This window comes from Burkholderia sp. BCC1047 (genome assembly GCF_902833155.1).
Lineage (GTDB): Bacteria > Pseudomonadota > Gammaproteobacteria > Burkholderiales > Burkholderiaceae > Burkholderia > Burkholderia sola.
Window position 1 is genome coordinate 83,965 of record NZ_CADFEH010000022.1, and the last position, 22,808, is coordinate 106,772.

The following is a 22,808-nucleotide window of genomic DNA, read 5'->3' on the forward strand; positions in this document are numbered from 1 at the left end:
GCCCGCACCCCACCGCGTCACACCACCCAGTGCAACCCGTTTTCGACCGCTTCCGCGCATGCCGAAGGTTGCACACGCGTGTCGAATCGCCCCGATCAGGGAAAACACCGAGCCCCCGACCACGGGCAACCCCTAGGTTGCAACCTCATAAGTGGCTGATTATATTGACTAACTTATGGGTGCAACCCTTCTCTCAATTTGGTTGCACCTTTTTATTGCGTGCCGTAGGATTTCGCGCATCCTCTTACACCACACTGCCGGGCTCGCACCGGCGCACGAACCCACCATGGCAAGCACGACTCTCGGCGTCAAAGTCGACGACCTTCTCCGCTCGCGCCTGAAAGACGCGGCAGCGCGTCTCGAGCGCACTCCCCACTGGCTGATCAAGCAGGCGATCTTCGCGTATCTCGAGCGGATCGAGCACGGCCAGTTGCCGCCCGAGCTGTCGGGTCACAGCGGCGTGACGGAGCTCGCCGACGGTCAGGCCGCGGACGGCGACGACGACAACTCGCCGCATCCGTTCCTCGAGTTCGCGCAGAACGTGCAGCCGCAATCGGTGCTGCGCGCGGCGATCACGGCCGCGTATCGCCGTCCGGAACCGGAGTGCGTGCCGTTCCTGCTCGGGCAGGCGCGCCTGCCCGCGAACCTGCAGGCTGACGTGCAGGCGCTCGCGACGAAGCTGGTCGAGGCGCTGCGCGAGAAGAGCTCGGGCGGCGGCGTCGAAGGGCTGATCCACGAGTTCTCGCTGTCGAGCCAGGAAGGCGTCGCGCTGATGTGCCTCGCCGAAGCGCTGCTGCGCATTCCCGATCGCGCGACGCGCGACGCGCTGATCCGCGACAAGATCAGCAAGGGCGACTGGCGCTCGCACGTCGGCCACGCGCCGTCGCTGTTCGTGAACGCAGCGACCTGGGGGCTGATGATCACCGGCAAGCTCGTGACGACCAACAGCGAAGCGGGCCTGTCGTCGGCGCTCACGCGCCTGATCGGCCGCGGCGGCGAGCCGCTGATCCGCAAGGGCGTCGACATGGCGATGCGCCTGATGGGCGAGCAGTTCGTCACCGGCGAAACGATTTCCGAGGCGCTCGCGAACAGCCGCAAGTACGAAGCGCGCGGCTTCCGCTACTCGTACGACATGCTCGGCGAAGCGGCGACGACCGAAGAGGACGCGCAGCGCTACTACGCATCGTACGAACAGGCGATCCACGCGATCGGCAAGGCGGCCGGCGGCCGCGGCATCTACGAAGGCCCGGGCATCTCGATCAAGCTGTCGGCGCTGCATGCGCGCTACTCGCGCTCGCAGCAGGACCGCACGATGAGCGAGCTGCTGCCGCGCGTGCGTGCGCTGGCGCTGCTCGCGCGTCGCTACGACATCGGCCTGAACATCGACGCGGAAGAAGCCGACCGTCTCGAGCTGTCGCTCGACCTGCTCGAGGCGCTGTGCTTCGATCCGGACCTCGCGGGCTGGAACGGCATCGGCTTCGTCGTGCAGGGCTACCAGAAGCGCTGCCCGTTCGTGATCGACTACCTGATCGATCTCGCGCGCCGCAGCCGTCACCGCCTGATGATCCGCCTCGTGAAGGGCGCGTACTGGGACAGCGAAATCAAGCGTGCTCAGGTCGACGGCCTCGAAGGCTATCCGGTCTACACGCGCAAGATCTACACCGACGTGTCGTACCTCGCATGTGCGAAGAAGCTGCTCGCGGCGCCGGACGCCGTGTATCCGCAGTTCGCGACGCACAACGCGTACACGCTGGCCGCGATCTACCAGCTCGCGGGCCAGAACTACTACCCGGGCCAGTACGAATTCCAGTGCCTGCACGGAATGGGCGAGCCGCTGTACGAGGAAGTCACGGGCCGCGACAAGCTGAATCGTCCGTGCCGCGTGTATGCACCGGTCGGCACGCACGAGACGCTGCTCGCGTACCTCGTGCGCCGTCTGCTGGAAAACGGCGCGAACACGTCGTTCGTGAATCGCATCGCCGATAAAACCGTGTCGGTGAAGGAGCTGGTCGCCGATCCGGTCGACGAAGCGTCGAAGATCGTGCCGCTCGGCGCACCGCACGCAAAGATTCCGCTGCCGCGCCACCTGTACGGCGACGAGCGTCCCAACTCGATGGGCCTCGACCTGTCGAACGAACACCGTCTCGCGTCGCTGTCGTCCGCGCTGCTCGCGAGCGCGCACCACCCGTGGCGCGCGGCGCCGATGCTCGCCGACGACGCGCTCGCCGACGCCCCGGCGCGCGACGTGCGCAACCCGGCCGACCAGCGCGACCTGGTCGGCACGGTCAGCGAAGCGACGTCCGAACACGTGAGCGCGGCGCTCGCGCACGCGGTGGCCGCCGCGCCGATCTGGCAGGCGACGCCGGTCGATGCGCGCGCCGATTGCCTGGTGCGCGCAGCCGATCTGCTCGAAGCGCAGATGCACACGCTGATGGGCCTGATCGTGCGCGAAGCCGGCAAGTCGCTGCCGAACGCGATCGCCGAGATCCGCGAAGCGGTCGACTTCCTGCGTTACTACGCGGCACAGATCCGCGGCGAATTCTCGAACGACACGCACCGTCCGCTCGGCCCCGTCGTCTGTATCAGCCCGTGGAACTTCCCGCTCGCGATCTTCATGGGCCAGGTGGCCGCGGCGCTCGCCGCCGGCAACACGGTGCTCGCGAAGCCGGCCGAACAGACGCCGCTGATCGCCGCCCAGGCCGTGCGCCTGCTGCGCGAGGCCGGCGTGCCGGCCGGCGCGGTGCAGCTGCTGCCGGGCACGGGCGAGACCGTCGGCGCGGCGCTGGTCGCCGATCCGCGCACGCGTGCGGTGATGTTCACGGGCTCGACCGAAGTCGCGCGCCTGATCAACAAGACGCTCGCCGCGCGCCTCGATCCGGACGGCAAGCCGATTCCGCTGATCGCCGAAACGGGCGGCCAGAACGCGATGATCGTCGACTCGTCGGCGCTCGCGGAGCAAGTGGTCGCGGACGTGATGCAGTCGTCGTTCGACTCGGCCGGTCAACGGTGTTCGGCGCTGCGCGTTCTGTGTCTGCAGGACGACGTCGCGGACCGCACGCTGACGATGCTCAAGGGCGCGATGCACGAGCTCGCGCTCGGCAACCCGGACCGGCTGTCGACCGACGTCGGCCCGGTGATCGACGCCGAAGCGAAGCAGACGATCGACACGCACGTCGCGGCGATGAAGGACAAGGGCCATGCGGTCACGCAGCTGCCGATGCCGGACGCGTGCGCGCACGGCACGTTCGTGCCGCCGACGCTGATCGAGATCGGCAGTATCGACGAGCTGAAGCGTGAAGTGTTCGGCCCCGTGCTGCACGTGGTGCGCTACCGCCGCAGCCAGCTCGACAAGCTGCTCGAGCAGATCCGCGCGACCGGCTACGGGCTGACGCTCGGCATCCACACGCGGATCGACGAGACGATCGCGCACGTGATCTCGAATGCGCACGTGGGCAACATCTACGTGAACCGCAACGTGATCGGCGCGGTGGTCGGCGTGCAGCCGTTCGGCGGCGAAGGGCTGTCGGGCACGGGCCCGAAGGCCGGCGGCGCGCTGTACCTGCAGCGCCTGCTCGCGACGCGTCCGTCGGGGCTGCCGCGTTCGCTCGCGGAGTCGCTGATCGCGGACGGCGCGGCCGATGGCGACGCGCGCGGCAATCCGGCGGCAGCGCTCACCGCACTGCGCGACTGGCTGATCGAGCAGCGCGAGCCGGCGCTCGCCGCACGCTGCGACGGTTACCTCGCACAGGTGCCGGCCGGCGCAACCGCGGTGCTGACCGGCCCGACGGGCGAGCGAAACACGTATACACTCGGCCCGCGCGGCACGGTGCTGTGTGTCGCGGCCACGCCGGGCGGCGCGCGTGCGCAGTTCGCGGCGGTGCTGGCGACCGGCAACCGCGCGTTGTTCGCCGGCGCGGCGGGCGAGGCGCTGGTGGCCGCGCTGCCGGCGTCGCTGAAGGCGCACGCGGCCGTGCGCAAGCAGGCCGACGCGCCGTTCGACGCGGTGCTGTTCGAAGGCGACAGCGACGAGCTGCAGACGCTCGTGAAGGACGTTGCGCAGCGCCCGGGCCCGATCGTATCGGTGCAGGGCGTGTCGGCGGGCGCGTTCGAGAACGGCGACGCGGAAGACTACGCGCTCGAGCGGTTGCTGACGGAGCGCTCGGTGAGCGTGAATACGGCCGCGGCGGGCGGCAATGCGAATTTGATGACGATCGGCTGATCATCCTTGCCGTTCGGATCAAACAAAGGAAGCGGCCAGGCGATCCCGAAGCCGCTCCATTTACCCTGGTACCAAGGAGATGCTATGCAACACACGATGAAAAAAGTGGCAGGCGCGACGTTCGTCGCGGTCATGTCGCTGGCGGGGACGGCCCATGCGGACGACGTGAAGATTGGTTACGCAGGGCCGATGACGGGCGCGCAGGCGCACTACGGCAAGGATATGCAGAACGGGATCGTGCTCGCGCTGGAAGACTTCAACGCGACGAACCCGAAGATCGGCGGCAAGGCCGTGAAGTTCGTGCTCGACACGCAGGACGACCAGGCCGACCCGCGCACGGGTACGACGGTCGCCCAGAAGCTGGTCGACGACGGCATCAAGGGCATGCTCGGCCACTTCAACTCGGGCACGACGATTCCGGCTTCGCGCATCTACGCGAACGCGGGCATTCCGGAAATCGCGATGGCGACGGCGCCGGAATACACGCAGCAGGGCTACAAGACGACCTTCCGCATGATGACGTCCGACACGCAGCAGGGCTCGGTGGCCGGCACGTTCGCGTCGAAGGATCTCGGCATGAAGAAGATCGCGATCGTCGACGACCGCACGGCCTACGGCCAGGGTCTCGCCGACCAGTTCGAGAAGGCCGCGAAGGCCGGCGGCGCGACGATCGTCGACCGTGAATTCACGAACGACAAGGCTGTCGACTTCAAGGCGATTCTCACGAAGCTGAAGGCGGCGAAGCCGGACCTCGTCTACTACGGCGGCGCGGATTCGCAGGCAGCGCCGATGGTCAAGCAGATGAAGACGCTCGGCATCACCGCGCCGCTGATGAGCGGCGAAATGGTGAAGACGCCGACGTTCCTGAAGATCGCGGGCAACGCGGCCGAAGGCACGATCGCATCGCTGGCCGGCCTCCCGCTGGAAGAAATGCCGGGCGGCAAGGCTTACGCCGACAAGTACAAGAAGCGCTTCGGCGAAGACGTGCAGACGTACTCGCCGTACGCGTACGACGGCGCGATGGCGATGCTGAACGCGATGAAGAAGGCCGATTCGACCGATCCGGCGAAGTACCTGCCGGTGCTCGCGAAGACCGACATGGCCGGCGTCACGTCGACGCACGTCGCGTACGACGCGAAGGGCGACCTGAAGAACGGCGGCATCACGATGTACAAGGTCGAGAAGGGCGACTGGAAGCCGCTGAAGAGCATCGGCGGGAAGTAAGCAGTTTGATGTGATGTGAGGCGCTGGCGGCGTGGCAACGCGTCGTCCCGCGTTTCATGCGAAAAAGCCACCGGGTCCGGTGGCTTTTTCCTTGGTGAGACACGGCCGACGGGCATAGGGATCTTGCAGGCAGGGCGCCGCACGCGTACATCGGGACCGCATCGCCATGATCGGCGGCGGTGTGGCGTTACTTGCCGTCGCAGCACTTGTTAGGGCAATCAGGCAAGAAGGAAATTTCCACACGCCGCCCATTGTCCACGTCGCCATGCGAATAGACGCGGGCGCTCTTCTTGATGGTCCCGCGTAAAAAACCGAGTTGTTCCAACAGCGCATACGCGGCTTGCAATCTTGATTGCGCAAGGACCAGTGCTCCCGGCTCACTTTCCTCGGCATGGCCGCTGATCAGTGTTGTCTCCTTGGTTAGGTGATTTGCGTAATTGAGCTTTTGGTCGGCTGTCCATTTGGCAAGGCGAGCGATTTCGGCGTTCGATATGTGCGAGCTATCTCGCGAAAAATAGATGTCGAAGTTCTCGCTGGCGATGCATGCGAATACCGGGTTGGAAGCGAGAAGGATTAGGCAAAAAATGAGCTTAAGCATTGTAAATGACGAATCCTGCGATACTGTCGGCATTGTTGATTGCTTGATTCGGATTTTCGGCTCCAAACGTCAAGCACTCCTCCATGTAATATCTATGATCCCTGGTTCCCATTGTGTCGTCAAAATGACTCGCTTCATGAATCAGAGTGGAAACTACGGAATCTTTTTCCCACGAGAAGTCTCGCATTGTACAAAAATCAGGATGTATTGCGATCGTATGAGTTGCAGTATCCGGCGAACACACCGATGCCACGACTCCAGATTTGTTCGGATTTGGAACGCATCCAATATGTTTGAATCGCTCGCTATCCCATCGCGTGAAATTGTATCCTGTGAGTGCCTTTAGTACGCGGACGATTGCAGTCAGGCCTGTTAATAGCGTTGTGCGGGTGCCTTCATCAGTTCTACCGAACCATTGTAATACGCGTGCCTTATCGGAACTGGACCACCGCTGCAGATCCTTGATTCTTTTTTCGACGAGAGAAACGGCTCGGTCGCGTTTACTCAATACCATTTCCCGGAATTCCTTGTTTGTCATGTTGTGACATATTTTTTCGGTATTGATCGTTACTTCCACCATCGAGCCAGGATTGGTATTGGTGACTGCGCCTGAGTGTACGAGGAACCATTCCCCGCCTTCGTTCACATCAAAATTTTTCATCGCTTCAATGTTCCGTCGTATAGATTCTCAGCGTTGCCGAGGCGTTGGTGGCGATTCGATGAGTGTGCCCGGCCGTGTCCGTGGTGCCCGTGAAAATTTGCCCGGTGTCGGTAACGATTCGGTAGCGGATGTTCACGAGCGGGCGGCGGGAGTCATCGAGCAAGGTGAATTGCTCGTCGTGTACGGCAGCCGATCGTGCAAATGACCGCTTGGCTGCATCCGGTTGGCGCCCAGTCAGCGTCGCAGTCTCTCCTGCAGTAAAAGTCATTCGCATGCCGCGCTCAGCGTAGAAGATCGGCGGTGGGTTGCATCCGCAGACATTGATATCCCCGCTCAATGCCCACTGTTTGCCGTTCGGGCCGGTACCTGGCCAGCGCGGCCCTTGCGGTGCGATGTACCCTTCACGCTTGCAGGCCGAACAGTAGGTCTTCATATCCAGCGTGGCGATATGAACCGCCGGCGGCGGATCGGAGCAGGTCACGCTGTCGAGGCCTTCGACAATCACCGCTTCCCCGGCGCGGTCGCCTTTGGCAAGAAAGTAGCGGATCATGGACGCTACCTCAGCGGGGCTCGGACGAGCGAGTGACGACGCTAAATACAACGGACGACGCTACGCCTCGTCGCTCGGGACTATCGGTGATCGTGTCGCCGTTATCGAGTTCGCTGCCAACGAATGCGAGCGGCGCGAAATCGGGTCTGTCGACCAAACCCAGACCGCTCGTAACGCGCGCGGTTGAACCGTCCGGATAGTGGATCAGGTCGCCCACTGTGGCAGCCTTGCCCAAGTGCGGCGCTACTTCCCGTGTGCTGGACGGCTCGCGCAATGCACCGCCGCGCGCTGTTGTCGCGCCACGTACCGCCAATCTGTAGGCGGGCGGCGCCACATAAGTCGGATCGAACAGGCCCGCAACGCTCAGCCCATTCCGCACGTGAATGCCCCCTGAGGTGCGCAGCGTTTCGGTAATGCGGTCACCGTTGCTCAACCGGCTGCCGACCAACGCGAACGGCTTGCCTCCACTATGGTTGTTTCCCGCGCCGTCGATAATCGCGGCCTCGCTGCCGTCGTCATAGGTCACTACGTCGCCGACGCAGGCGACTTCTAATCCAGCTAGGGTCAGGCGACTGGTTGCTGTGGTGACGCGCCCACCGCGTTCCGTGAGCGCCCCAACGGTGGCGAAAAGATGGGTTGGTGCGTTGAGTTGGTTTTTCATCCGGCTTCCCTGTCTCAGTAAATGGAATGGCTGCCTAGAGACGCTATTCCAGATAAGAAACGTCGATCAATCGGACGAATATGATTCAGCGCTGGTAACTTCTATTACTTGTTCAGTTCTGCCTGTTGCATTGACCGCGCGTGCGCGAATGCGCTGGTTCAATCGCGGATACTCAGTCCCCGCGCACGCGCAGCAGAAACTTCTGCAACTTGCCGGTCGGCGTGCGCGGCAGCGCCTGCACGAACGTGAACTCGCGCGGGACCTTGTACGCGGCGAGCCGCTCGCCGCAGAACGTACGCAGCGCGTCCGCATCGGGCGCCGCGTTCGCCCGCGTCACCACGTGCGCGACGACCGTCTCGCCCCAGTCCGGATGCGCGACGCCGACGACGGCCGCCTCGGCGATGTCCGGGTGCGCACCGAGCACGTCCTCCACCTCCTTCGAATAGACGTTCTCGCCGCCGGTGACGATCATGTCCTTCAGCCGGTCGACGATGAACAGATAGCCATCCTGATCGATCCGCGCGAGGTCGCCGGTGCGATACCAGCCGCCCGGCGCGAACGCGGCGCGCGTCGCGGCCGCGTCGTCGAGATAGCCGAGCATCATGCTGTCGGTCTTCAGCCAGATCTCGCCGGTTTCGCCGGGCTGCGCGTCGACGCCGTCCATCCGCACGACCCGCAGGTCGACACCGGGGCCGCCGTGGCGCCCGATCGAGCCGGCCTTCGCGACCTGCTCGTCCGGATACAGCGTCGTGCCGGCCGGTCCGGTTTCCGTCATCCCGTACACCTGGAAGAACGCGCGGCTGCGATACGCGTGCGCAAGCCGTTCGGCCTGCGCGGCGCCGATCGGGCCGCCGCCGTACAGCCACGCGCGCACGCTCGACAGGTCGAACGCCGCGAAGCCGTCGACCGTGTCGAGGGGCAGCGTGTACGACACCGGCGCGCCGAAATACAGCGTCACGCGCTCGCGCTCGACGGTCTGCAGGAAGCGCAGCGGATGGTATTCGCGCAGCAGCACGACGGTGCCGCCCGCGACCAGCGTGCCGCCGAACCAGTTGTTCAGCGGCGACGAATGCCAGATCGGCATCGCCATCAGCGTGCGCTCGTTGCGGCCGATCCCGGTCGCGAGCGCCGCCTGCATCGCGGCGAGCGTCACCGTGCGATGACTGTGCACACAACCCTTCGGGCGGCCGGTCGTGCCGGACGTGTAGAGGATCTGCGCGACGTCGTCGTCGGCCGGCTCGATGCCCGCGAGGCCGTCCATCGTCGCGCACATCGTGTCGAAGTTCGGCACGCCGTCGAGTTCGCCTTCGGTCACGAGCCGCCGTGCCGGATGCACGATCCGCTCGACCACCGGCGCGAGCGCCACGTCGAACAGCAGCGCGGTGCTGCCGCTGTGTTCGAGCACGTAGTCGACTTCCGGCGCCTGCAGTTTGTGGTTGATCGGCACGAACGCCGCGCCGAGGCGCCATGCGCCGAACATCAGGTCGACGAAGGCCGGCGTGTTGAAGCACATCGCGGCGACGCGGTCGCCGGCCGCGACGCCGAGCGCGCTCAGCACGGCCGCCGCGCGGTGCGAACGCTCGCGTGCGGCCGCATACGTGATCGTCGCGGATTCGCTGACGAGGAACGGCTTGTCGGGCGTCGCACGGGCGGCGCGGTCGAGGGCGGCGACGAGGTTCATCGGGGCTCCGGGCGGGCGAACGAACGCGAATTCGGTTGAGCGGGCCGGCGTCAGGCCGGGTACGCGCGCTGCAGCAGCGCGGCGACGTCGAGCGCGCGCGGATCGAAGCCGCCCGCGATACGGCCCCAGTCGGGCGCGGCGAGCCGTGTCGCGACGAACGCGTCGGCGACGGCCGCCGGTGCATCGCGGCGCAGCAGGCACGCCTGCGCGACGAGCGCGAGCCGCTGCGCGAACACGCGGCCCGACGCTTCGAGCGTGTCGGCGGGCGCGGCGAGCATCGCGCGCAATGCGTCGAGCGCCGCGCGGATGCGCGGTTCGCCCGCGCCGAGGTCGGCGAGTTCGTCGAACAGCGCGGCGGCCGCATCGGGCTCGCGCGACACCGCGCGCAGCACGTCGAGGCACATCACGTTGCCCGAGCCTTCCCAGATCGAGTTGACGGGCGCCTCGCGGAACAGGCGCGCGATCGGGCCGTCGTCGACGTAGCCGTTGCCGCCGAACACTTCCATCACCTCGCCGGTCAACTCGACCGCGCGCTTGCAGACCCAGAATTTCGCGGCGGGCGTGACGATCCGCTTCCATGCGCGTTCGCGCGGCGAGTCGTCGCGTTCGAACGCGTCGGCGAGCCGCATTGCGAGCGACAGCGCCGCCTCGCTTTCGAGCGCGAGATCGGCGAGCACGGTGCGCATCAGCGGCTGCTCGGCGAGCGCCCGGCCGAACGCGTGACGCTGGCGCGTGTACGCGATCGCCTGCACGACGCCCTGGCGCAGCATCGCCGCGCTGCCGAGCACGCAGTTCAGCCGCGTGTAGGTGGCCATTTCGATGATGGTCGGAATGCCGCGGCCTTCGTCGCCGAGCATGATGCCCCACGCATCGTTGAGCTCGATCTCGCTGCTCGAGTTGCTGCGGTTGCCGACCTTGTTCTTCAGCCGCTGGATCTCGACCGCGTTCTTCGTGCCGTCCGGCCGCCAGCGCGGCACGTAAAAGCACGACGGGCCGCCGGCTTCGGTGCGCGCGACGACGAGGTGCGCGTCGCACATCGGCGCGGAAAAGAACCACTTGTGGCCGCGCAGCCGGTATTCGCCGCCGCGCCCGCCCGCGCCGACCGGCGTGGCGAGCGTCGTGTTCGCGCGCACGTCGGAGCCGCCCTGTTTCTCGGTCATGCCCATGCCGAACCAGATCGCGCGCTTGTCGGCGATCGGCACGTCGCGCGCATCGTAGTCGTCGCTGTAGAGCTTGTCGCGCAGCAGGTCCCACAGCGCCGGCTCTTTCTGCAGTACGGGAATCGCGGCCTGCGTCATCGTCGCCGGGCACAGCGTGCCGGCCTCGATCTGGCCGTGCAGATAGAAGCCGGCGGCCGTCGCGGCCCAGCGGCCCCGGCGCGCATCGCGGAACGCGAGCGATACGAAGCCTTCGTGACGATACTGGCCGAGCAGCGCGTGCCAGGCGGGATGGAAATCGACGCGGTCGATGCGTCGGCCGCGCCGGTCGAACGCGTGCAGTTCCGGCGTGTGCTGGTTCGCTTCGTCGGCGAGTTGCGCGGTGTCGGCGCTGCCGAGCCGCGCGCCGTATGCGTCGAGCTGCGGCACGGCCCAGTCGGCGCCCGCCCGGACGAGCGCGTCGCGCAGCGCGAGATCCGTCGCGAAGAGGTTATAGTCGACGAGTTCGTCGAACTGGTTCGTGACGGCGTGAGTCGAGTCGGTCATCGCGGGTGTCTCCGGTCTGATGCTGCGCGGTCAGCCGGCGTGATGCCGCGCGCAACGGTCCTTCGGCGCGGGTTCCGGCTTCCGGTAAAACGTATTCCCTGCTGAATTCAGAGTAGCAAATATGCCGCCGCGACATGTTCAGGTTCCGGCGCCGCCCGGCTCGCCGGCGGCGCAACCCGCGCCCGCGTTGCGTCGCCGGCCGCGCCAGTCGCGCGCGCAGGCGAGCTCCGACGCGCTGCAACAGGCGTTCGTTCAGCTTTTGCTCGAACGCGGCTACGCGAAGGCGACGATCCGCGAGATCGCGGCCGTCGCGGGTGTCAGCATCGGCACCTTCTACGAGTATTTCGGCGACAAGCAGAGCCTCGCGGCGCTCTGTATTCATCGCCGCGTGCTGGCGCTGGCCGACCGGCTGCGCGACGCGGTGCAGCGGCTGCGCGGTGTGCCGCGGGCCGAGCTCGCCGCCGCGCTGGTCGATCTCCAGGTCGAATCGATCGCCGCCGACGCGGCGCTGTGGGGCGCGCTGTTCGCGCTGGAGCGGCAGGTGTCGCCGCTGACCGCCTATCGCCGGCATTACGACGCCTATGTCGCGCTGTGGCGCGACGCGCTGGCCCACGCGGCCGATCCGCCGCCCGCCGCGCGGCTCGACGGGCTCGCGCGGATGGCCCATACGATCTGCTACGGCGGCCTGTCGCAGGCGCTGCTGACGCTCGGGCCCGCGCTTGATTTCACCGCACAGCGCCGCGAACTGCGAGCCGTGCTGCTCGCGTATCTCGCGGCCGCGGACGCGTAGCCTTCCGGGGGAAATGCCTGATCCGCATATCAGACGCGCAGTCTGGCCTTGCCGTCAGGCCATTCTCCGGGCGAGCCATGAGAAAAATGCATGGCCGCCATGACGAACTTTCGATTGTCCGCCGATATTGGCTCGGGCTAAATCATGCGGCAGATGCAGGTCGCGCACGGCGCGGCCCGCCCGAAGGACATCAGGAGGAGGAGTCATGCGAAGCGCCACCGCGCCCCGTTCGAAACTGCCCGACGTCGGGACGACGATCTTCACGGTGATCGGCCAACTGGCTGCTCAACACGACGCGTTGAACCTGTCGCAGGGCGCGCCCAATTTCGCGCCCGATCCGGCGCTCGTCGAAGGCGTCGCGCGCGCGATGCGCGACGGTCACAACCAGTACGCGCCGATGGCCGGCGTGATCGCGCTGCGCGAGCGGCTCGCCGAGAAGACCGAGGCGTTGTACGGCGCGCGCTACGACCCGGCGACCGAGATCACGGTGATCGCGAGCGCGAGCGAGGGGCTTTATGCGGCGATCAGCGCGCTCGTGCATCCGGGCGACGAGGTGATCTATTTCGAGCCGTCGTTCGACAGCTATGCGCCGATCGTGCGGCTGCAGGGCGCGACGCCGGTCGCGATCAAGCTGTCGCCCGAGCATTTCCGCGTGAACTGGGACGAGGTGGCCGCGGCCATCACGCCGCGCACGCGGATGATTATCGTCAACACGCCGCACAACCCGACCGCGACGGTGTTCTCCGCCGACGATCTCGAGCGGCTCGCGCAGCTCACGCGCGACACGGGCATCGTGGTGCTGTCCGACGAAGTCTACGAGCACGTCGTGTTCGACGGCGCGCAGCACCAGAGCGTCGCGCGCCACCGCGAGCTGGCCGAGCGCAGCGTGATCGTGTCGTCGTTCGGCAAGTCGTTCCACGTGACCGGCTGGCGGGTCGGCCATTGCCTCGCGCCGGCCGAACTGATGGACGAGATCCGCAAGGTGCACCAGTTCATGGTGTTCTCGGCCGATACGCCGATGCAGGTCGCGTTCGCGGAGATCCTCGCGCGGCCCGACAGCTATCTGGGCCTGTCGGCGTTCTACCAGGCCAAGCGCGACCTGCTCGCGCGCGAGCTGGCCGATTCGCGTTTCGAGCTGCTGCCGAGCGAAGGCTCGTTCTTCATGCTCGCGCGCTTTCGCCACTTCTCGGATGAAAGCGACAGCGATTTCGTGCTGCGCCTGATCCGCGACGCGCGCGTCGCGACGATTCCGCTGTCGGCGTTCTATACCGACGGCACCGACGCCGGCGTGATCCGGCTCAGTTTTTCGAAGGACGACGCGACGCTGGTCGAAGGCGCGCGGCGGCTGCGTTCGCTGTAGGACAACCGGCGGCGGAGACGTCGCATCGACCCGACACTTGGAGATCACGATGAAGCACACGGCAACCCTCAAACTCGCATTCGCACTCGCGTGCGCCATCGGCTCCGGCGCGGCGCTCGCCGATGCGCCGACGCTGCGCTTCGGCCTCGAAGCGCAATACCCGCCGTTCGAATCGAAGGCGCCGAACGGCGACCTGCAGGGCTTCGACATCGACGTCGGCAATGCGGTCTGCCAGACGGCGAAGCTGTCGTGCAAATGGGTCGAGACGTCGTTCGACGGGCTGATCCCGGCGCTGAAGGGCCGCAAGTTCGACGCGATCAACTCGGCGATGAACGCGACGGAGCAGCGGCGCCAGGCGATCGACTTCACGAGGATCATCTATCGCGTGCCGACCCAGCTGATCGCGCGCACCGGCAGCGGGCTGCTGCCGACGCCCGAATCGCTGAAGGGCAAGCGCGTGGGCGTGCTGCAGGCGTCGATCCAGGAAACCTTCGCGAAGGCGCACTGGGAGCCGGCCGGCGTCGCGGTCGTGCCGTACCAGGACCAGAACCAGGCGTATGCGGATCTGGTCGCGGGCCGCCTCGACGCGACGCTCGTGCTCGCGCCGTCCGGCCAGCGCGGTTTCCTGTCGCGCCCGGACGGCAAGGGCTTCTCGTTCGTCGGCCAGCCGGTGCACGACGACAAGATTCTCGGCAGCGGCATCGCGTTCGGCCTGCGCAAGGGCGACGACGCGCTGAAGGCGAAGCTCGACGCGGCGATCGACAAGCTGAAGGCGGACGGCACGGTGAAGTCGCTCGGCCTGAAGTATTTCGGCGATATCGACATCTCGACGAAGTAAGCGGGGCCGCGCGCGATGCCGACTCCGAACCCGAGCGCCGCGGGTAGCGAACCGGGCGGCACGCCGCTGTCGCTGCCGGACGATGCCGTCGATGCCGTGCTCGCCGCCGAACTGGGCGACGCGCTCGTCACGCGCGCGGCCGATATCGATCCGCATTACTTCACCGCGTACAACGAGCCGGCCGGCGTGCGGCCGCGTGCGCTGGTGCGCCCGCGCAGCGTCGACGACGTGTCGAGGACGCTCGCGCTGTGCACGCGGCTCGGCCAGCCGGTCGTGCCGCAAGGCGGGCTGACGGGGCTCGCGCGCGGCGCGGTCGCGCTGGGCGGCGAGGTCGTGCTGTCGATGGAGCGCTTCGCGGGCATCGAGGCGCTCGACGCGGCGGCCGGCACGATCACCGTGCGCGCGGGCACGCCGCTGCAGACGGTGCAGGAAGCCGCGCAAGCGGCGGGCTTCACGTTCGGCGTCGATCTCGGCGCGCGCGGCTCGTGCCAGATCGGCGGCATGCTCGCGACCAATGCGGGCGGCACGCGCGCGATCCGCTACGGGATGATGCGCGAGCAGGTGCTCGGGCTCGAGGCCGTGCTCGCGGACGGCACGGTCGTGTCGTCGATGAACCGGATGCTGAAGAACAACGCGGGCTACGACCTGAAGCAGCTGTTCATCGGCAGCGAAGGGACGCTCGGCGTCGTCACGCGCGCGGTGCTGCGGCTGCATCCGTTGCTCGCGGCGCCGGCCACGGCGCTCTGCCGCGTGCGCGACTACGAGGCGGTGGTCGCGCTGTGGAACCGCGTGCGCACGCTGCCGGAAGTCGTCAGTTTCGAGGCGATGTGGCCGGCGTTCTACGACTACGTCGCGCGTCATACGCCCGGTGTGTCGGCGCCATTCGTCGGCGATGGCGGTTTCGTGGTGTTGATCGAATGCGCGACGAGCGCGCCGGGCGGCGATGCGCACCAGGCGCTCGAAACGGGGCTGGCTGCGGGGCTCGATGCAGGGCTCATCGACGATGCGGTGCTCGCAACTTCCGAGCGGCAGGCGCGCGATTTGTGGACGCTGCGCGAAGGCCTGGCGATCGATGCGCTGCCCCATCTCGTCAACTTCGACGTGAGTCTGCCGACGGGCGAACTGGGCGCGTTCGCCGAACGCTGCGAAGCGGCGTTGCGGGCGCGCTGGCCGGCGCTCACGTGCCTGTTCTTCGGCCATGTCGGCGACGGCAACGTGCATATCGGCGTGTCGCTGGCCGAGATGACCGACGCGGATGCCGATGCGCTCGATCACTGCGTGTATGCGGTGGTGCGCGACATGGGCGGCTCGGTGTCGGCCGAGCACGGGATTGGCGTGCTCAAACGTCCTTATCTGGCGCACACACGCAGCGACGCGGAAATCGGATTGATGCGGTGCCTGAAGGCCGCGCTGGACCCGCTTGGGATCCTGAATCCCGGCAAGGTGCTTTGACGCTGCCGACGCCCGTTCCTCACGGAAAACGGCCGGCGCGGCACGTCAGGCGTCCACCCAGCGCAGCGCGCCGATCTTCAGGTGTTCGACGACGCTGCGCGCCCAGTCGAGCTCCGCATTGAGCAGCACGAGCGCATGTTCGTTCTGGAGCAGGAACAGGCGCGGCACCTGGTCGGCCTGCGCGGTGGCGCGCAGCGCTTCGAGCCGCTCGCGCTCGGCGTCGAGCCGTGCGATGCGCAACTCGAGCTGGTGGCGCGCATCTTCCGCATCGAGCAGCGGCAGGAACGCGAGGCCGGCGCCGAACGCCGGAAATTCACGCGCGGGCTCCGCGAGCAGCGCATGCAGCCACGCCTGCCCGGCCGTGTGCCCGGCTTCGGTCAGCGCATACAGCGTGCGCTCCGGAAACGCGCCGTCGCGCTCGGTGTCGTGCACGACGATCAGCCCGTCGCGCAGCAGCCGGTCGATCGTCTGGTACAGGCTCGTGCGCTGCCGCACGTTGACGACTTCGTCGTAGCCGCGGGCCTTCAGTTGCTGCAGCATCCCGTACGGATGCATCGGCGTTTCGGTGAGCGTCGCGAGGACGGCCAGCGCGAGCGGGGACGGGCGACTCGTAGACATGAATAGTTAAGCTATATCTAGTAAGAATATAACTATTCTCGATCAGACTATCTTGTTTGACAAGGGTTTCAGCCGAGATGCGAGCGCTTTGCGGCCGGCGCGACGGTTTCCATCGTCGCGAGACCGTGCACGATGCCGCAATCCTCGACCGAGTGCTCGCCGACGCACTGGCGGCGCAGTTCGGTGAGCTGGTCGCGCAGATGCGTGAGTTCCGCGAGGCGCGCGTCGACGTGTCCGATGTGATCGTCGAGCAGCGAATTGATCGAATCGCAGCGGTCGGCCGGCGTGTCGGTGAGCCGCAGCAGCGCGCGGATTTCGTCGTGCGCCATGTCGAGCGCGCGGCAGTTGCGAATGAAGCGCAGCCGTTCGACGTGCACGTCGGTGTAGTTGCGGTAGTTCGAATCGGTGCGCTCCGCATCCGGCATCAGCCCCTCTTTCTCGTAGAAACGGATCGTCTCGGGCGTGCAGCGGGCCGCTTTGGCCAGTTCGCCAATCTTCATGCCTTTCTCCCGTGTAAGGGTTGACCTTGTAGTGGCTTCAGGGTGTTAACTCTACACCGTCAAGCCACGAAAGGAGGTTGTCATGACCGACGCCCAGCGTCCCCACGACCCACGACACCGTCATGCCGGCGGCGCCGATACGTGTTGCGCCGATGCGCGCGACACGCAGACGGCGACCGTTGGCGATGCGGCGCCGGCGGCCGGCGAGCGCGCGCACGGCCATGATCATGACCACGATCACGGGCACGATCACGCTGCGCATGGCGATGCGGGCCATGACCGCGATCACGACGAGGCTCACACGGATACGCATCGGCATGGCGCGGCGTGCTCGCACGACCACGCCGCGCATGACCATGCCGACCACGACCACGACCACGACCACGACCACGACCACGACCACGACCACGACCACGACCACGACCACGACCACGCGGCCGGCGACTGCTGCGCGCCTGCCGCGCTGACGCTCGCGCCGCTGCCGCTCGCGCAGGCGACCGCGTCGGGCCACGTGCGCTCCGCGTTCCGGATCATGCAGATGGACTGTCCGACCGAGGAAACGCTGATCCGCAAAAAGCTCGGCGGCATGCAGCAGGTATCGGCGCTCGAATTCAACCTGATGCAGCGGATGCTGACCGTCGAGCACGTGCCCGGCGCGCAACCGGCGCTCGAGAGCGCGATCCGCTCGCTCGGGATGACGCCGGAAGCCGCGTCGGCCGATGCACCGGCAGCGCCCACCGCGCCGCCGCCCGCCAAACCGTGGTGGCCGCTCGCGCTCGCCGGCGTTGCCGCGATCGCATCCGAAGGCGCGACCTGGGTCGGGCTGCCGGTGTGGCTGTCGGCGGCGCTCGCGCTCGCCGCGGTGCTTGCATGCGGGCTCACCACGTACAAGAAAGGCTGGATCGCGATCCGCAACGGCAACCTGAACATCAACGCGTTGATGAGCATCGCGGTGACGGGCGCGATGGCGATCGGCCAGTGGCCGGAAGCCGCGATGGTGATGGTGCTGTTCACGATCGCCGAGCTGATCGAGGCGAAGTCGCTCGACCGCGCGCGCAATGCGATCCAGGGGCTGATGCAGCTCGCGCCGGACACCGCGACCGTGCAGCAGACCGACGGCACGTGGCGCACGATCGAGGCCGCACAGGTCGCGCTCGGCGCGGTCGTGCGCGTGAAGCCGGGCGAGCGGATCGGGCTGGATGGCGAAGTCGTCGCCGGCCGCTCGACGGTCAACCAGGCGCCGATCACCGGCGAGAGCCTGCCTGTCGAAAAGGCAAGCGGCGACGCCGTGTACGCGGGCACGATCAACGAATCCGGTTCGTTCGAATACCGCGTGACGGCCGTCGCGGCCAACTCGACGCTCGCGCGGATCATCCACGCGGTCGAGGAAGCGCAGGGCGCGAAGGCGCCGACCCAGCGCTTCGTCGACCAGTTCGCGCGCGTCTACACGCCGATCGTGTTCGCGGTCGCGCTGCTGGTCGCGGTGGCGCCGCCGCTCGTGATGGGCGGCGCGTGGCACGACTGGATCTACCGCGCGCTCGTGCTGCTCGTGATCGCGTGCCCGTGCGCGCTGGTGATCTCGACGCCGGTGACGATCGTGTCGGGGCTCGCGGCCGCCGCGCGGCGCGGGATTCTCGTGAAGGGCGGCGTCTATCTGGAAGAAGGGCGCAAGCTCGCGTGGCTCGCACTCGACAAGACCGGCACGATCACGCACGGCAAGCCGGTGCAGACCGACTTCGACGTGCATGCGGACGACGCTGATGCGGCGCGCGTGCGGCACCTCGGTGCGAGCCTCGCGGCGCGCTCCGATCACCCGGTGTCGCAGGCGATTGCGGCCGCGGCCCGCGACGCCGGCACGACCGCATTCGCCGACGTGCAGGACTTCGAAGCGATCGTCGGGCGCGGCGTGCGCGGCACGATCGACGGCGCGCGCTACTGGCTCGGCAATCACCGGCTCGTCGAGGAACTGGAGCGCTGCTCGGCGGCGCTCGAGGCGAAGCTCGACGCGCTGGAGCGGCAGGGCAAGAGCGTCGTCGTGCTGGTCGACGCCACGCGCGTGCTCGGCATCTTCGCGGTGGCCGACACGATCAAGGACACGAGCCGCGATGCGATCGCCGATCTGCATGCGCTCGGCATCCGCACCGCGATGCTGACGGGCGACAACCCGCATACCGCGCAGGCGATCGCGCGGCAGGCCGGTATCGACGACGCGCGCGGCAACCAGTTGCCGGAAGACAAGCTCGCGGCGGTCGAGGAACTGTCGGCGAGCGGCGCGGGTGCGGTCGGGATGGTCGGCGACGGGATCAACGATGCGCCGGCGCTCGCGCGCGCCGACATCGGTTTCGCGATGGGCGCGATGGGTACCGACACGGCGATCGAGACGGCCGACGTCGCGCTGATGGACGACGACCTGCGCAAGATTCCCGCGTTCGTGCGGCTGTCGCGCGCGACGCACCGCGTGCTGGTGCAGAACATCGGCTTCGCGCTCGGCGTGAAGGTCGTGTTCCTCGGCCTCACGGTCGCGGGGCTCGGCACGATGTGGATGGCGGTCTTCGCCGATGCGGGCGCGAGCCTGATCGTCGTGGCCAACGGTTTGCGGCTGCTGTCGTCGTCCGGGGCGTTCGGCGATGCCCCGGTCAAGCGTTGAGGAGCGGGCGATGAGCTTCCTGAAACGGATTCTCGGCGGCCACGGCGGTGGTCATGGCAGCGGGCACAGTAAGAGCGGAAACGGGGCCCACGGCGGCGGGCGTCACGGTGGCCTGCGCCAGGGCGGGCACGGCGGCCACGATGCGCGCGGCCGCGATCGCCACGGCTGGGGCTGGCAGGCGCCGGCCGACGCGGGCAACGGTGGTCAGGGCGGCAATCTGCCGCTGAGCCAGCTCGCGTGCGCGGGCTGCGGCGCACTCAACGCAGCCGATGCACGCTTCTGCACGCAGTGCGGCGCGGCGCAACGCGGCAAGGCTTGCAGCCGCTGCCATGCGGCGCTGGCGGCCGACGCGCGGTTCTGTCCCGGCTGCGGAACGCAGGCTGCTTGACGCTATCCGCACCTTCGCGCCGGCCACGCATATGCACTGGCCGGCACGCTTCGTTCGACGGCCGGCGCACCGGCATGCCCGATGTCATCCCCGGCATGCTCGCACCGGCAATATCGTCGCGGTCCGTCCGGATACACGGCTCCGCGACGTACCCTTTACTCAGCGCAGCGGCAGGTGAATTTCGGTGCGCAGGTCGGCCGGCGCCGTATCCATCGGCGTATTGAGGTACAGCTCGAACGGCGGCGCGTCGGCGGCTTCGCGGCCCGAGTGACGCAGCCAGTCGCCGTAGAGCCACTGGTAGGCCGTCTTCAGGTCCGCATACGGCCCCGTATGCAGCAGCACCGCGTATTCGCCGCCTGCGATCGTCGCACGCTCGACCGGCGGCGCGGGCGCGACGTCCGGCGCGCCGTCGGCCGGCATGATGCACGCTTTCGCGCGCAACTGCGCTTCGGGCGTCGTGTCCGGATCGTCATAGAAAATCCCGATCATCTTCGCGCCCGGCCCGATCAGCCCGTGCTGCCCGGCCCACGCGCCGATCCGGCCGAACGCGTCGCCCACCTTCAGGTATGCGCCGGTATGCGTCACCGCGTAGCCGCGCAGTTCCGGCAGGCGCCGGATCTCGACCTCGTGCTTGAACATGTCTTCCTCTCCTCGCTGTAGTGGATAAATCGGCCGGTGGATGCCGGTGCGCCGGTGCTGCGCGGGCAACACGCCGTACGCGTCGCGAAATGCCCGCGCGAACGCGTGCGTCGAACCGTAGCCCGCGCGCCGCGCGATCTCGTCGAGCGGCCGCGCGGTACAGACCAGATCCTCGGACGCCCGCACGATCCGCATCCGCCGCACCGTCAGCACGATCGACTCGCCGTACAGCGCACGGTAGACGCGCTGCCAGTGATACGGCGACAGGCACGCGATTTCGGCGAGCCGGTTGAGGTCGAGCGGGCCGTCCAGATGCGCGCCGATGTACGCATGGACGCGCGCCACGCTCGCCGCGTAGCGCACCCACGCGGGCGGGTCGGATTTCGTTTCGGCTGGGGTCATCGGCGTGTCCGGGCTGGAACCGACGCCACGGTAGCACGGGCCGAATGGACAAATCTTGCGGAAATGCATAGCCCTCCGAAATCCGTCCCCTTTTTATTTCGACGAAATGGGGTCTTGCCCCTCCGGGATCTATGACTAAAGTTAAAGACGGTGAAATCGGGTGAACGCGTCATTTTTCTCGGGTAAGTTGCTCGGACGGGGCAGCACGCATTTCGAATTACGCAGGTCGTTCGTCGATGTTCAATCGCCACACCACGTTTTCGGGAGAAGAAGAAATGGATGCTTCCAGCTTCATCACGTCGCTGCAGGCCACACTAGGCGGATACCTGCCCAAGATCGCCGGCGCGATCGGCATCCTGGTGATCGGCTGGCTGATCGCCGTCGCGGTGCGGGCCGGCGCGCTCCGGCTGCTCAGCGCGCTGAAGGTCGATCAGCGGATCACCGACAGCACGGGGCAGGGCGCGTGCGTCGAACGCATCATCGCCGGCGGCCTGTTCTGGCTCGTGCTGCTCGTCACCGCGGTGGGCATCTTCAACGTGCTCAACCTGTACGCGGTCTCCAATCCGTTCTCGCTGCTCGTCACGCACATCGTCAACTACCTGCCGAACCTGATCGGCGGCGCGGCGCTGACGCTGATCGCGTGGCTGATCGCGTCGCTGCTGCGCAGCCTCGCGAACCGCGCGCTGAAGGCGAGCAAGGTCGACGCCACGCTGTCCGAAAGCGCCGGCATGCAGCCGATGAGCGGCTATCTCGGCGACGTGCTGTTCTGGCTCGTGATCCTGATGTTCCTGCCGGCGATCCTCGCGTCGTTCGCGCTGTCGGGCCTGCTGTCGCCGGTGCAGGGGATGGTCGACAAGCTGCTCGCGATCGTGCCGAACATCTTCGCGGCCGCGGTGATCGGCTTCGTCGGCTGGATCGTCGCGCGCGTGCTGCGCGGGCTCGTGACGAACCTGCTGGTCGCCGCCGGCGCCGACCGTCTCACGCAAGGAATCGACAGCCCGACGCCGGTGCGCGTGTCGAGCCTGGTCGGCACGATCGTCTACGTGTTCGTGTTCGTGCCGACGCTGATCTCCGCGCTCGACGCACTGAAGATCGACGCGATCTCGATCCCCGCGACCAACATGCTGAACCAGTTCCTCGGCGCGGTGCCGGACATCGTCGCGGCGATCGTGATCGTGCTCGTCACGTTCTACTTCGCGCGCTTCGTCGCGTCGCTCGCACAGAAGCTGCTGGAAGCGGCCGGCGTCGACGGGCTGCCGGCCGTGCTCGGCGTCGAACGCGTGTTCTCGGGCATCCTGCAGCCGTCGGTGCTGGTCGCGCGGCTGATCGTGTTCTTCGCGATGCTGTTCGCGTCGGTCGAGGCCGCGAACCGGCTCGGCTTCACGCAGGTACGCGACGTCGTCACGCTGTTCATCGAATTCGGCGGCCACGTGCTGATGGGCGGCGTGATCCTCGTGATCGGCGTGTGGCTCGCGGGCCTCGCGCGCCGCGTGATCGAGCAGGCCGACCGCGAGCACAGCGTGCTGTTCGCGCGGATCGCGCAATTCGCGATCCTCGGCCTCGTGTTCGCGATGGGGCTGCGCGCGATGGGCATCGCGAACGAAATCGTCCAGCTCGCGTTCGGCCTCGTGCTCGGCGCGATCGCGGTGGCCGTCGCGCTGTCGTTCGGCCTCGGCGGCCGGGAAGCGGCCGGCAAGCTGCTCGACCGCTGGTTCAACCAGCGCGGCGGTGGCCAGTAACGCCGGCCGGCACGGCCGATCCGGCCCGCATCGCGCGGGCCGGATCGGCGTGGCAACGCGGGCGGCCGGCGTTGCCGCGAGCGTTTTCGAAAGCGTTTCCGCAAGCGAAATGTCAGCCGCGATCTTTGCCGAATTTCG

General features: G+C 67.4%; 19 protein-coding genes. 9 read left to right on the top strand and 10 right to left on the bottom strand.

Features of this window, described 5'->3' with window-relative positions:
- The first annotated feature begins 286 nt into the window (after positions 1 to 286).
- Together putA and HWX55_RS22230 are read left to right on the top strand one after the other, a co-directional pair.
- Positions 287 to 4,219, top strand: coding sequence for a trifunctional transcriptional regulator/proline dehydrogenase/L-glutamate gamma-semialdehyde dehydrogenase (gene putA / locus HWX55_RS22225; RefSeq protein WP_175977294.1), 3,933 nt, complete (start codon positions 287 to 289; stop codon positions 4,217 to 4,219).
- Between the two features lie 84 nt (positions 4,220 to 4,303).
- Positions 4,304 to 5,443, top strand: a complete 1,140-nt coding sequence (locus HWX55_RS22230) for a branched-chain amino acid ABC transporter substrate-binding protein (protein WP_011546793.1) — start codon at positions 4,304 to 4,306, stop codon at positions 5,441 to 5,443.
- A gap of 187 nt (positions 5,444 to 5,630) precedes the next feature.
- Here the strand turns inward: HWX55_RS22230 and HWX55_RS22235 are convergent, their stop codons facing one another.
- From HWX55_RS22235 to HWX55_RS22260, 6 genes are all read right to left on the bottom strand, one after another.
- Positions 5,631 to 6,041 carry a hypothetical protein gene (locus HWX55_RS22235; protein WP_175977295.1) on the bottom strand — a complete coding sequence of 137 codons (411 nt, stop codon included), beginning with the start codon at positions 6,039 to 6,041 and terminating at the stop codon, positions 5,631 to 5,633.
- Positions 6,034 to 6,702 carry a M35 family metallo-endopeptidase gene (locus HWX55_RS22240; RefSeq protein WP_175977296.1) on the bottom strand — a complete coding sequence of 223 codons (669 nt, stop codon included), beginning with the start codon at positions 6,700 to 6,702 and terminating at the stop codon, positions 6,034 to 6,036. The genes HWX55_RS22235 and HWX55_RS22240 overlap by 8 nt, the downstream gene beginning before the upstream one ends.
- A 4-nt stretch (positions 6,703 to 6,706) precedes the next feature.
- Positions 6,707 to 7,252, bottom strand: a complete 546-nt coding sequence (locus tag HWX55_RS22245) for a hypothetical protein (RefSeq protein WP_175977297.1) — start codon at positions 7,250 to 7,252, stop codon at positions 6,707 to 6,709.
- Positions 7,253 to 7,262: 10 nt separating this feature from the next.
- Entirely contained in the window at positions 7,263 to 7,913 is a 651-nt protein-coding gene (locus HWX55_RS22250) for a PAAR domain-containing protein (RefSeq protein ID WP_175977298.1), read from the bottom strand.
- Between the two features lie 172 nt (positions 7,914 to 8,085).
- Entirely contained in the window at positions 8,086 to 9,594 is a 1,509-nt protein-coding gene (locus HWX55_RS22255; protein ID WP_175977299.1) for an AMP-binding protein, read from the bottom strand.
- Positions 9,595 to 9,644: 50 nt separating this feature from the next.
- Positions 9,645 to 11,297 (bottom strand): acyl-CoA dehydrogenase family protein, encoded by a 1,653-nt coding sequence (locus HWX55_RS22260; RefSeq protein WP_175977300.1) that lies wholly within the window; start codon positions 11,295 to 11,297, stop codon positions 9,645 to 9,647.
- Positions 11,298 to 11,418: 121 nt separating this feature from the next.
- Between HWX55_RS22260 and HWX55_RS22265 the strand changes: the two genes are divergently transcribed.
- The 4 genes from HWX55_RS22265 (at position 11,419) to HWX55_RS22280 (ending at position 15,737) form a co-directional block, all read left to right on the top strand.
- Complete coding sequence (locus HWX55_RS22265) at positions 11,419 to 12,087, top strand: TetR/AcrR family transcriptional regulator (protein WP_175977301.1); 669 nt, start codon at positions 11,419 to 11,421, stop codon at positions 12,085 to 12,087.
- Between the two features lie 205 nt (positions 12,088 to 12,292).
- The gene (locus HWX55_RS22270) at positions 12,293 to 13,447 is read left to right on the top strand and encodes a pyridoxal phosphate-dependent aminotransferase (RefSeq protein ID WP_011694020.1); all 1,155 of its coding nucleotides are present in this window, start codon (positions 12,293 to 12,295) and stop codon (positions 13,445 to 13,447) included.
- Positions 13,448 to 13,496: 49 nt separating this feature from the next.
- Positions 13,497 to 14,285 (top strand): ABC transporter substrate-binding protein, encoded by a 789-nt coding sequence (locus HWX55_RS22275; RefSeq protein WP_175977302.1) that lies wholly within the window; start codon positions 13,497 to 13,499, stop codon positions 14,283 to 14,285.
- Between the two features lie 15 nt (positions 14,286 to 14,300).
- On the top strand, positions 14,301 to 15,737 hold the full coding sequence (locus HWX55_RS22280) for an FAD-binding oxidoreductase (protein ID WP_175977303.1): 1,437 nt from the start codon (positions 14,301 to 14,303) through the stop codon (positions 15,735 to 15,737).
- 45 nt (positions 15,738 to 15,782) lie between these two features.
- Here the strand turns inward: HWX55_RS22280 and HWX55_RS22285 are convergent, their stop codons facing one another.
- From HWX55_RS22285 to HWX55_RS36180, 3 genes are all read right to left on the bottom strand, one after another.
- Positions 15,783 to 16,355, bottom strand: coding sequence for a PadR family transcriptional regulator (locus HWX55_RS22285; protein WP_175977304.1), 573 nt, complete (start codon positions 16,353 to 16,355; stop codon positions 15,783 to 15,785).
- Between the two features lie 68 nt (positions 16,356 to 16,423).
- A complete protein-coding gene (cadR, locus tag HWX55_RS22290; RefSeq protein WP_006477300.1) occupies positions 16,424 to 16,855 on the bottom strand; it encodes a Cd(II)/Pb(II)-responsive transcriptional regulator in 432 nt (143 codons plus the stop codon).
- 37 nt (positions 16,856 to 16,892) lie between these two features.
- The gene (locus tag HWX55_RS36180; protein WP_244140625.1) at positions 16,893 to 17,366 is read right to left on the bottom strand and encodes a hypothetical protein; all 474 of its coding nucleotides are present in this window, start codon (positions 17,364 to 17,366) and stop codon (positions 16,893 to 16,895) included.
- 27 nt (positions 17,367 to 17,393) lie between these two features.
- Between HWX55_RS36180 and HWX55_RS22295 the strand changes: the two genes are divergently transcribed.
- The gene (locus HWX55_RS22295) at positions 17,394 to 19,502 is read left to right on the top strand and encodes a heavy metal translocating P-type ATPase (protein ID WP_244140626.1); all 2,109 of its coding nucleotides are present in this window, start codon (positions 17,394 to 17,396) and stop codon (positions 19,500 to 19,502) included.
- A gap of 10 nt (positions 19,503 to 19,512) precedes the next feature.
- Positions 19,513 to 19,890, top strand: coding sequence for a zinc ribbon domain-containing protein (locus tag HWX55_RS22300; protein ID WP_175977306.1), 378 nt, complete (start codon positions 19,513 to 19,515; stop codon positions 19,888 to 19,890).
- 159 nt (positions 19,891 to 20,049) lie between these two features.
- On the opposite strand, the gene HWX55_RS22305 is transcribed toward HWX55_RS22300, so the two are convergent.
- Positions 20,050 to 20,931 carry an AraC family transcriptional regulator gene (locus tag HWX55_RS22305; RefSeq protein WP_175977307.1) on the bottom strand — a complete coding sequence of 294 codons (882 nt, stop codon included), beginning with the start codon at positions 20,929 to 20,931 and terminating at the stop codon, positions 20,050 to 20,052.
- A 275-nt stretch (positions 20,932 to 21,206) separates the two neighbouring features.
- Here HWX55_RS22305 and HWX55_RS22310 point away from each other — a divergent pair, with 275 nt between their 5' ends.
- Positions 21,207 to 22,670: a mechanosensitive ion channel gene (locus HWX55_RS22310; protein WP_050015867.1), complete on the top strand. Its 1,464-nt coding sequence runs from the start codon at positions 21,207 to 21,209 to the stop codon at positions 22,668 to 22,670.
- Positions 22,671 to 22,808: the final 138 nt, after the last annotated feature.

Coding starts and splice junctions, on each gene's coding strand:
- HWX55_RS22305 (WP_175977307.1), bottom strand. CDS start 20,931: ATGACCCCAGCCGAAACGAAATCCGACCCGCCCGCGTGGGTGCGCTAC.
- HWX55_RS22295 (WP_244140626.1), top strand. CDS start 17,394: ATGGACTGTCCGACCGAGGAAACGCTGATCCGCAAAAAGCTCGGCGGC.
- HWX55_RS22255 (WP_175977299.1), bottom strand. CDS start 9,594: ATGAACCTCGTCGCCGCCCTCGACCGCGCCGCCCGTGCGACGCCCGAC.
- HWX55_RS22245 (WP_175977297.1), bottom strand. CDS start 7,252: ATGATCCGCTACTTTCTTGCCAAAGGCGACCGCGCCGGGGAAGCGGTG.
- HWX55_RS22300 (WP_175977306.1), top strand. CDS start 19,513: ATGAGCTTCCTGAAACGGATTCTCGGCGGCCACGGCGGTGGTCATGGC.
- HWX55_RS22235 (WP_175977295.1), bottom strand. CDS start 6,041: ATGCTTAAGCTCATTTTTTGCCTAATCCTTCTCGCTTCCAACCCGGTA.
- HWX55_RS22250 (WP_175977298.1), bottom strand. CDS start 7,913: ATGAAAAACCAACTCAACGCACCAACCCATCTTTTCGCCACCGTTGGG.
- HWX55_RS22280 (WP_175977303.1), top strand. CDS start 14,301: ATGCCGACTCCGAACCCGAGCGCCGCGGGTAGCGAACCGGGCGGCACG.
- putA (WP_175977294.1), top strand. CDS start 287: ATGGCAAGCACGACTCTCGGCGTCAAAGTCGACGACCTTCTCCGCTCG.
- HWX55_RS22240 (WP_175977296.1), bottom strand. CDS start 6,702: ATGAAAAATTTTGATGTGAACGAAGGCGGGGAATGGTTCCTCGTACAC.
- HWX55_RS22285 (WP_175977304.1), bottom strand. CDS start 16,355: ATGTCTACGAGTCGCCCGTCCCCGCTCGCGCTGGCCGTCCTCGCGACG.
- HWX55_RS22310 (WP_050015867.1), top strand. CDS start 21,207: ATGGATGCTTCCAGCTTCATCACGTCGCTGCAGGCCACACTAGGCGGA.
- cadR (WP_006477300.1), bottom strand. CDS start 16,855: ATGAAGATTGGCGAACTGGCCAAAGCGGCCCGCTGCACGCCCGAGACG.
- HWX55_RS22275 (WP_175977302.1), top strand. CDS start 13,497: ATGAAGCACACGGCAACCCTCAAACTCGCATTCGCACTCGCGTGCGCC.
- HWX55_RS22260 (WP_175977300.1), bottom strand. CDS start 11,297: ATGACCGACTCGACTCACGCCGTCACGAACCAGTTCGACGAACTCGTC.
- HWX55_RS22270 (WP_011694020.1), top strand. CDS start 12,293: ATGCGAAGCGCCACCGCGCCCCGTTCGAAACTGCCCGACGTCGGGACG.
- HWX55_RS22230 (WP_011546793.1), top strand. CDS start 4,304: ATGCAACACACGATGAAAAAAGTGGCAGGCGCGACGTTCGTCGCGGTC.
- HWX55_RS22265 (WP_175977301.1), top strand. CDS start 11,419: ATGCCGCCGCGACATGTTCAGGTTCCGGCGCCGCCCGGCTCGCCGGCG.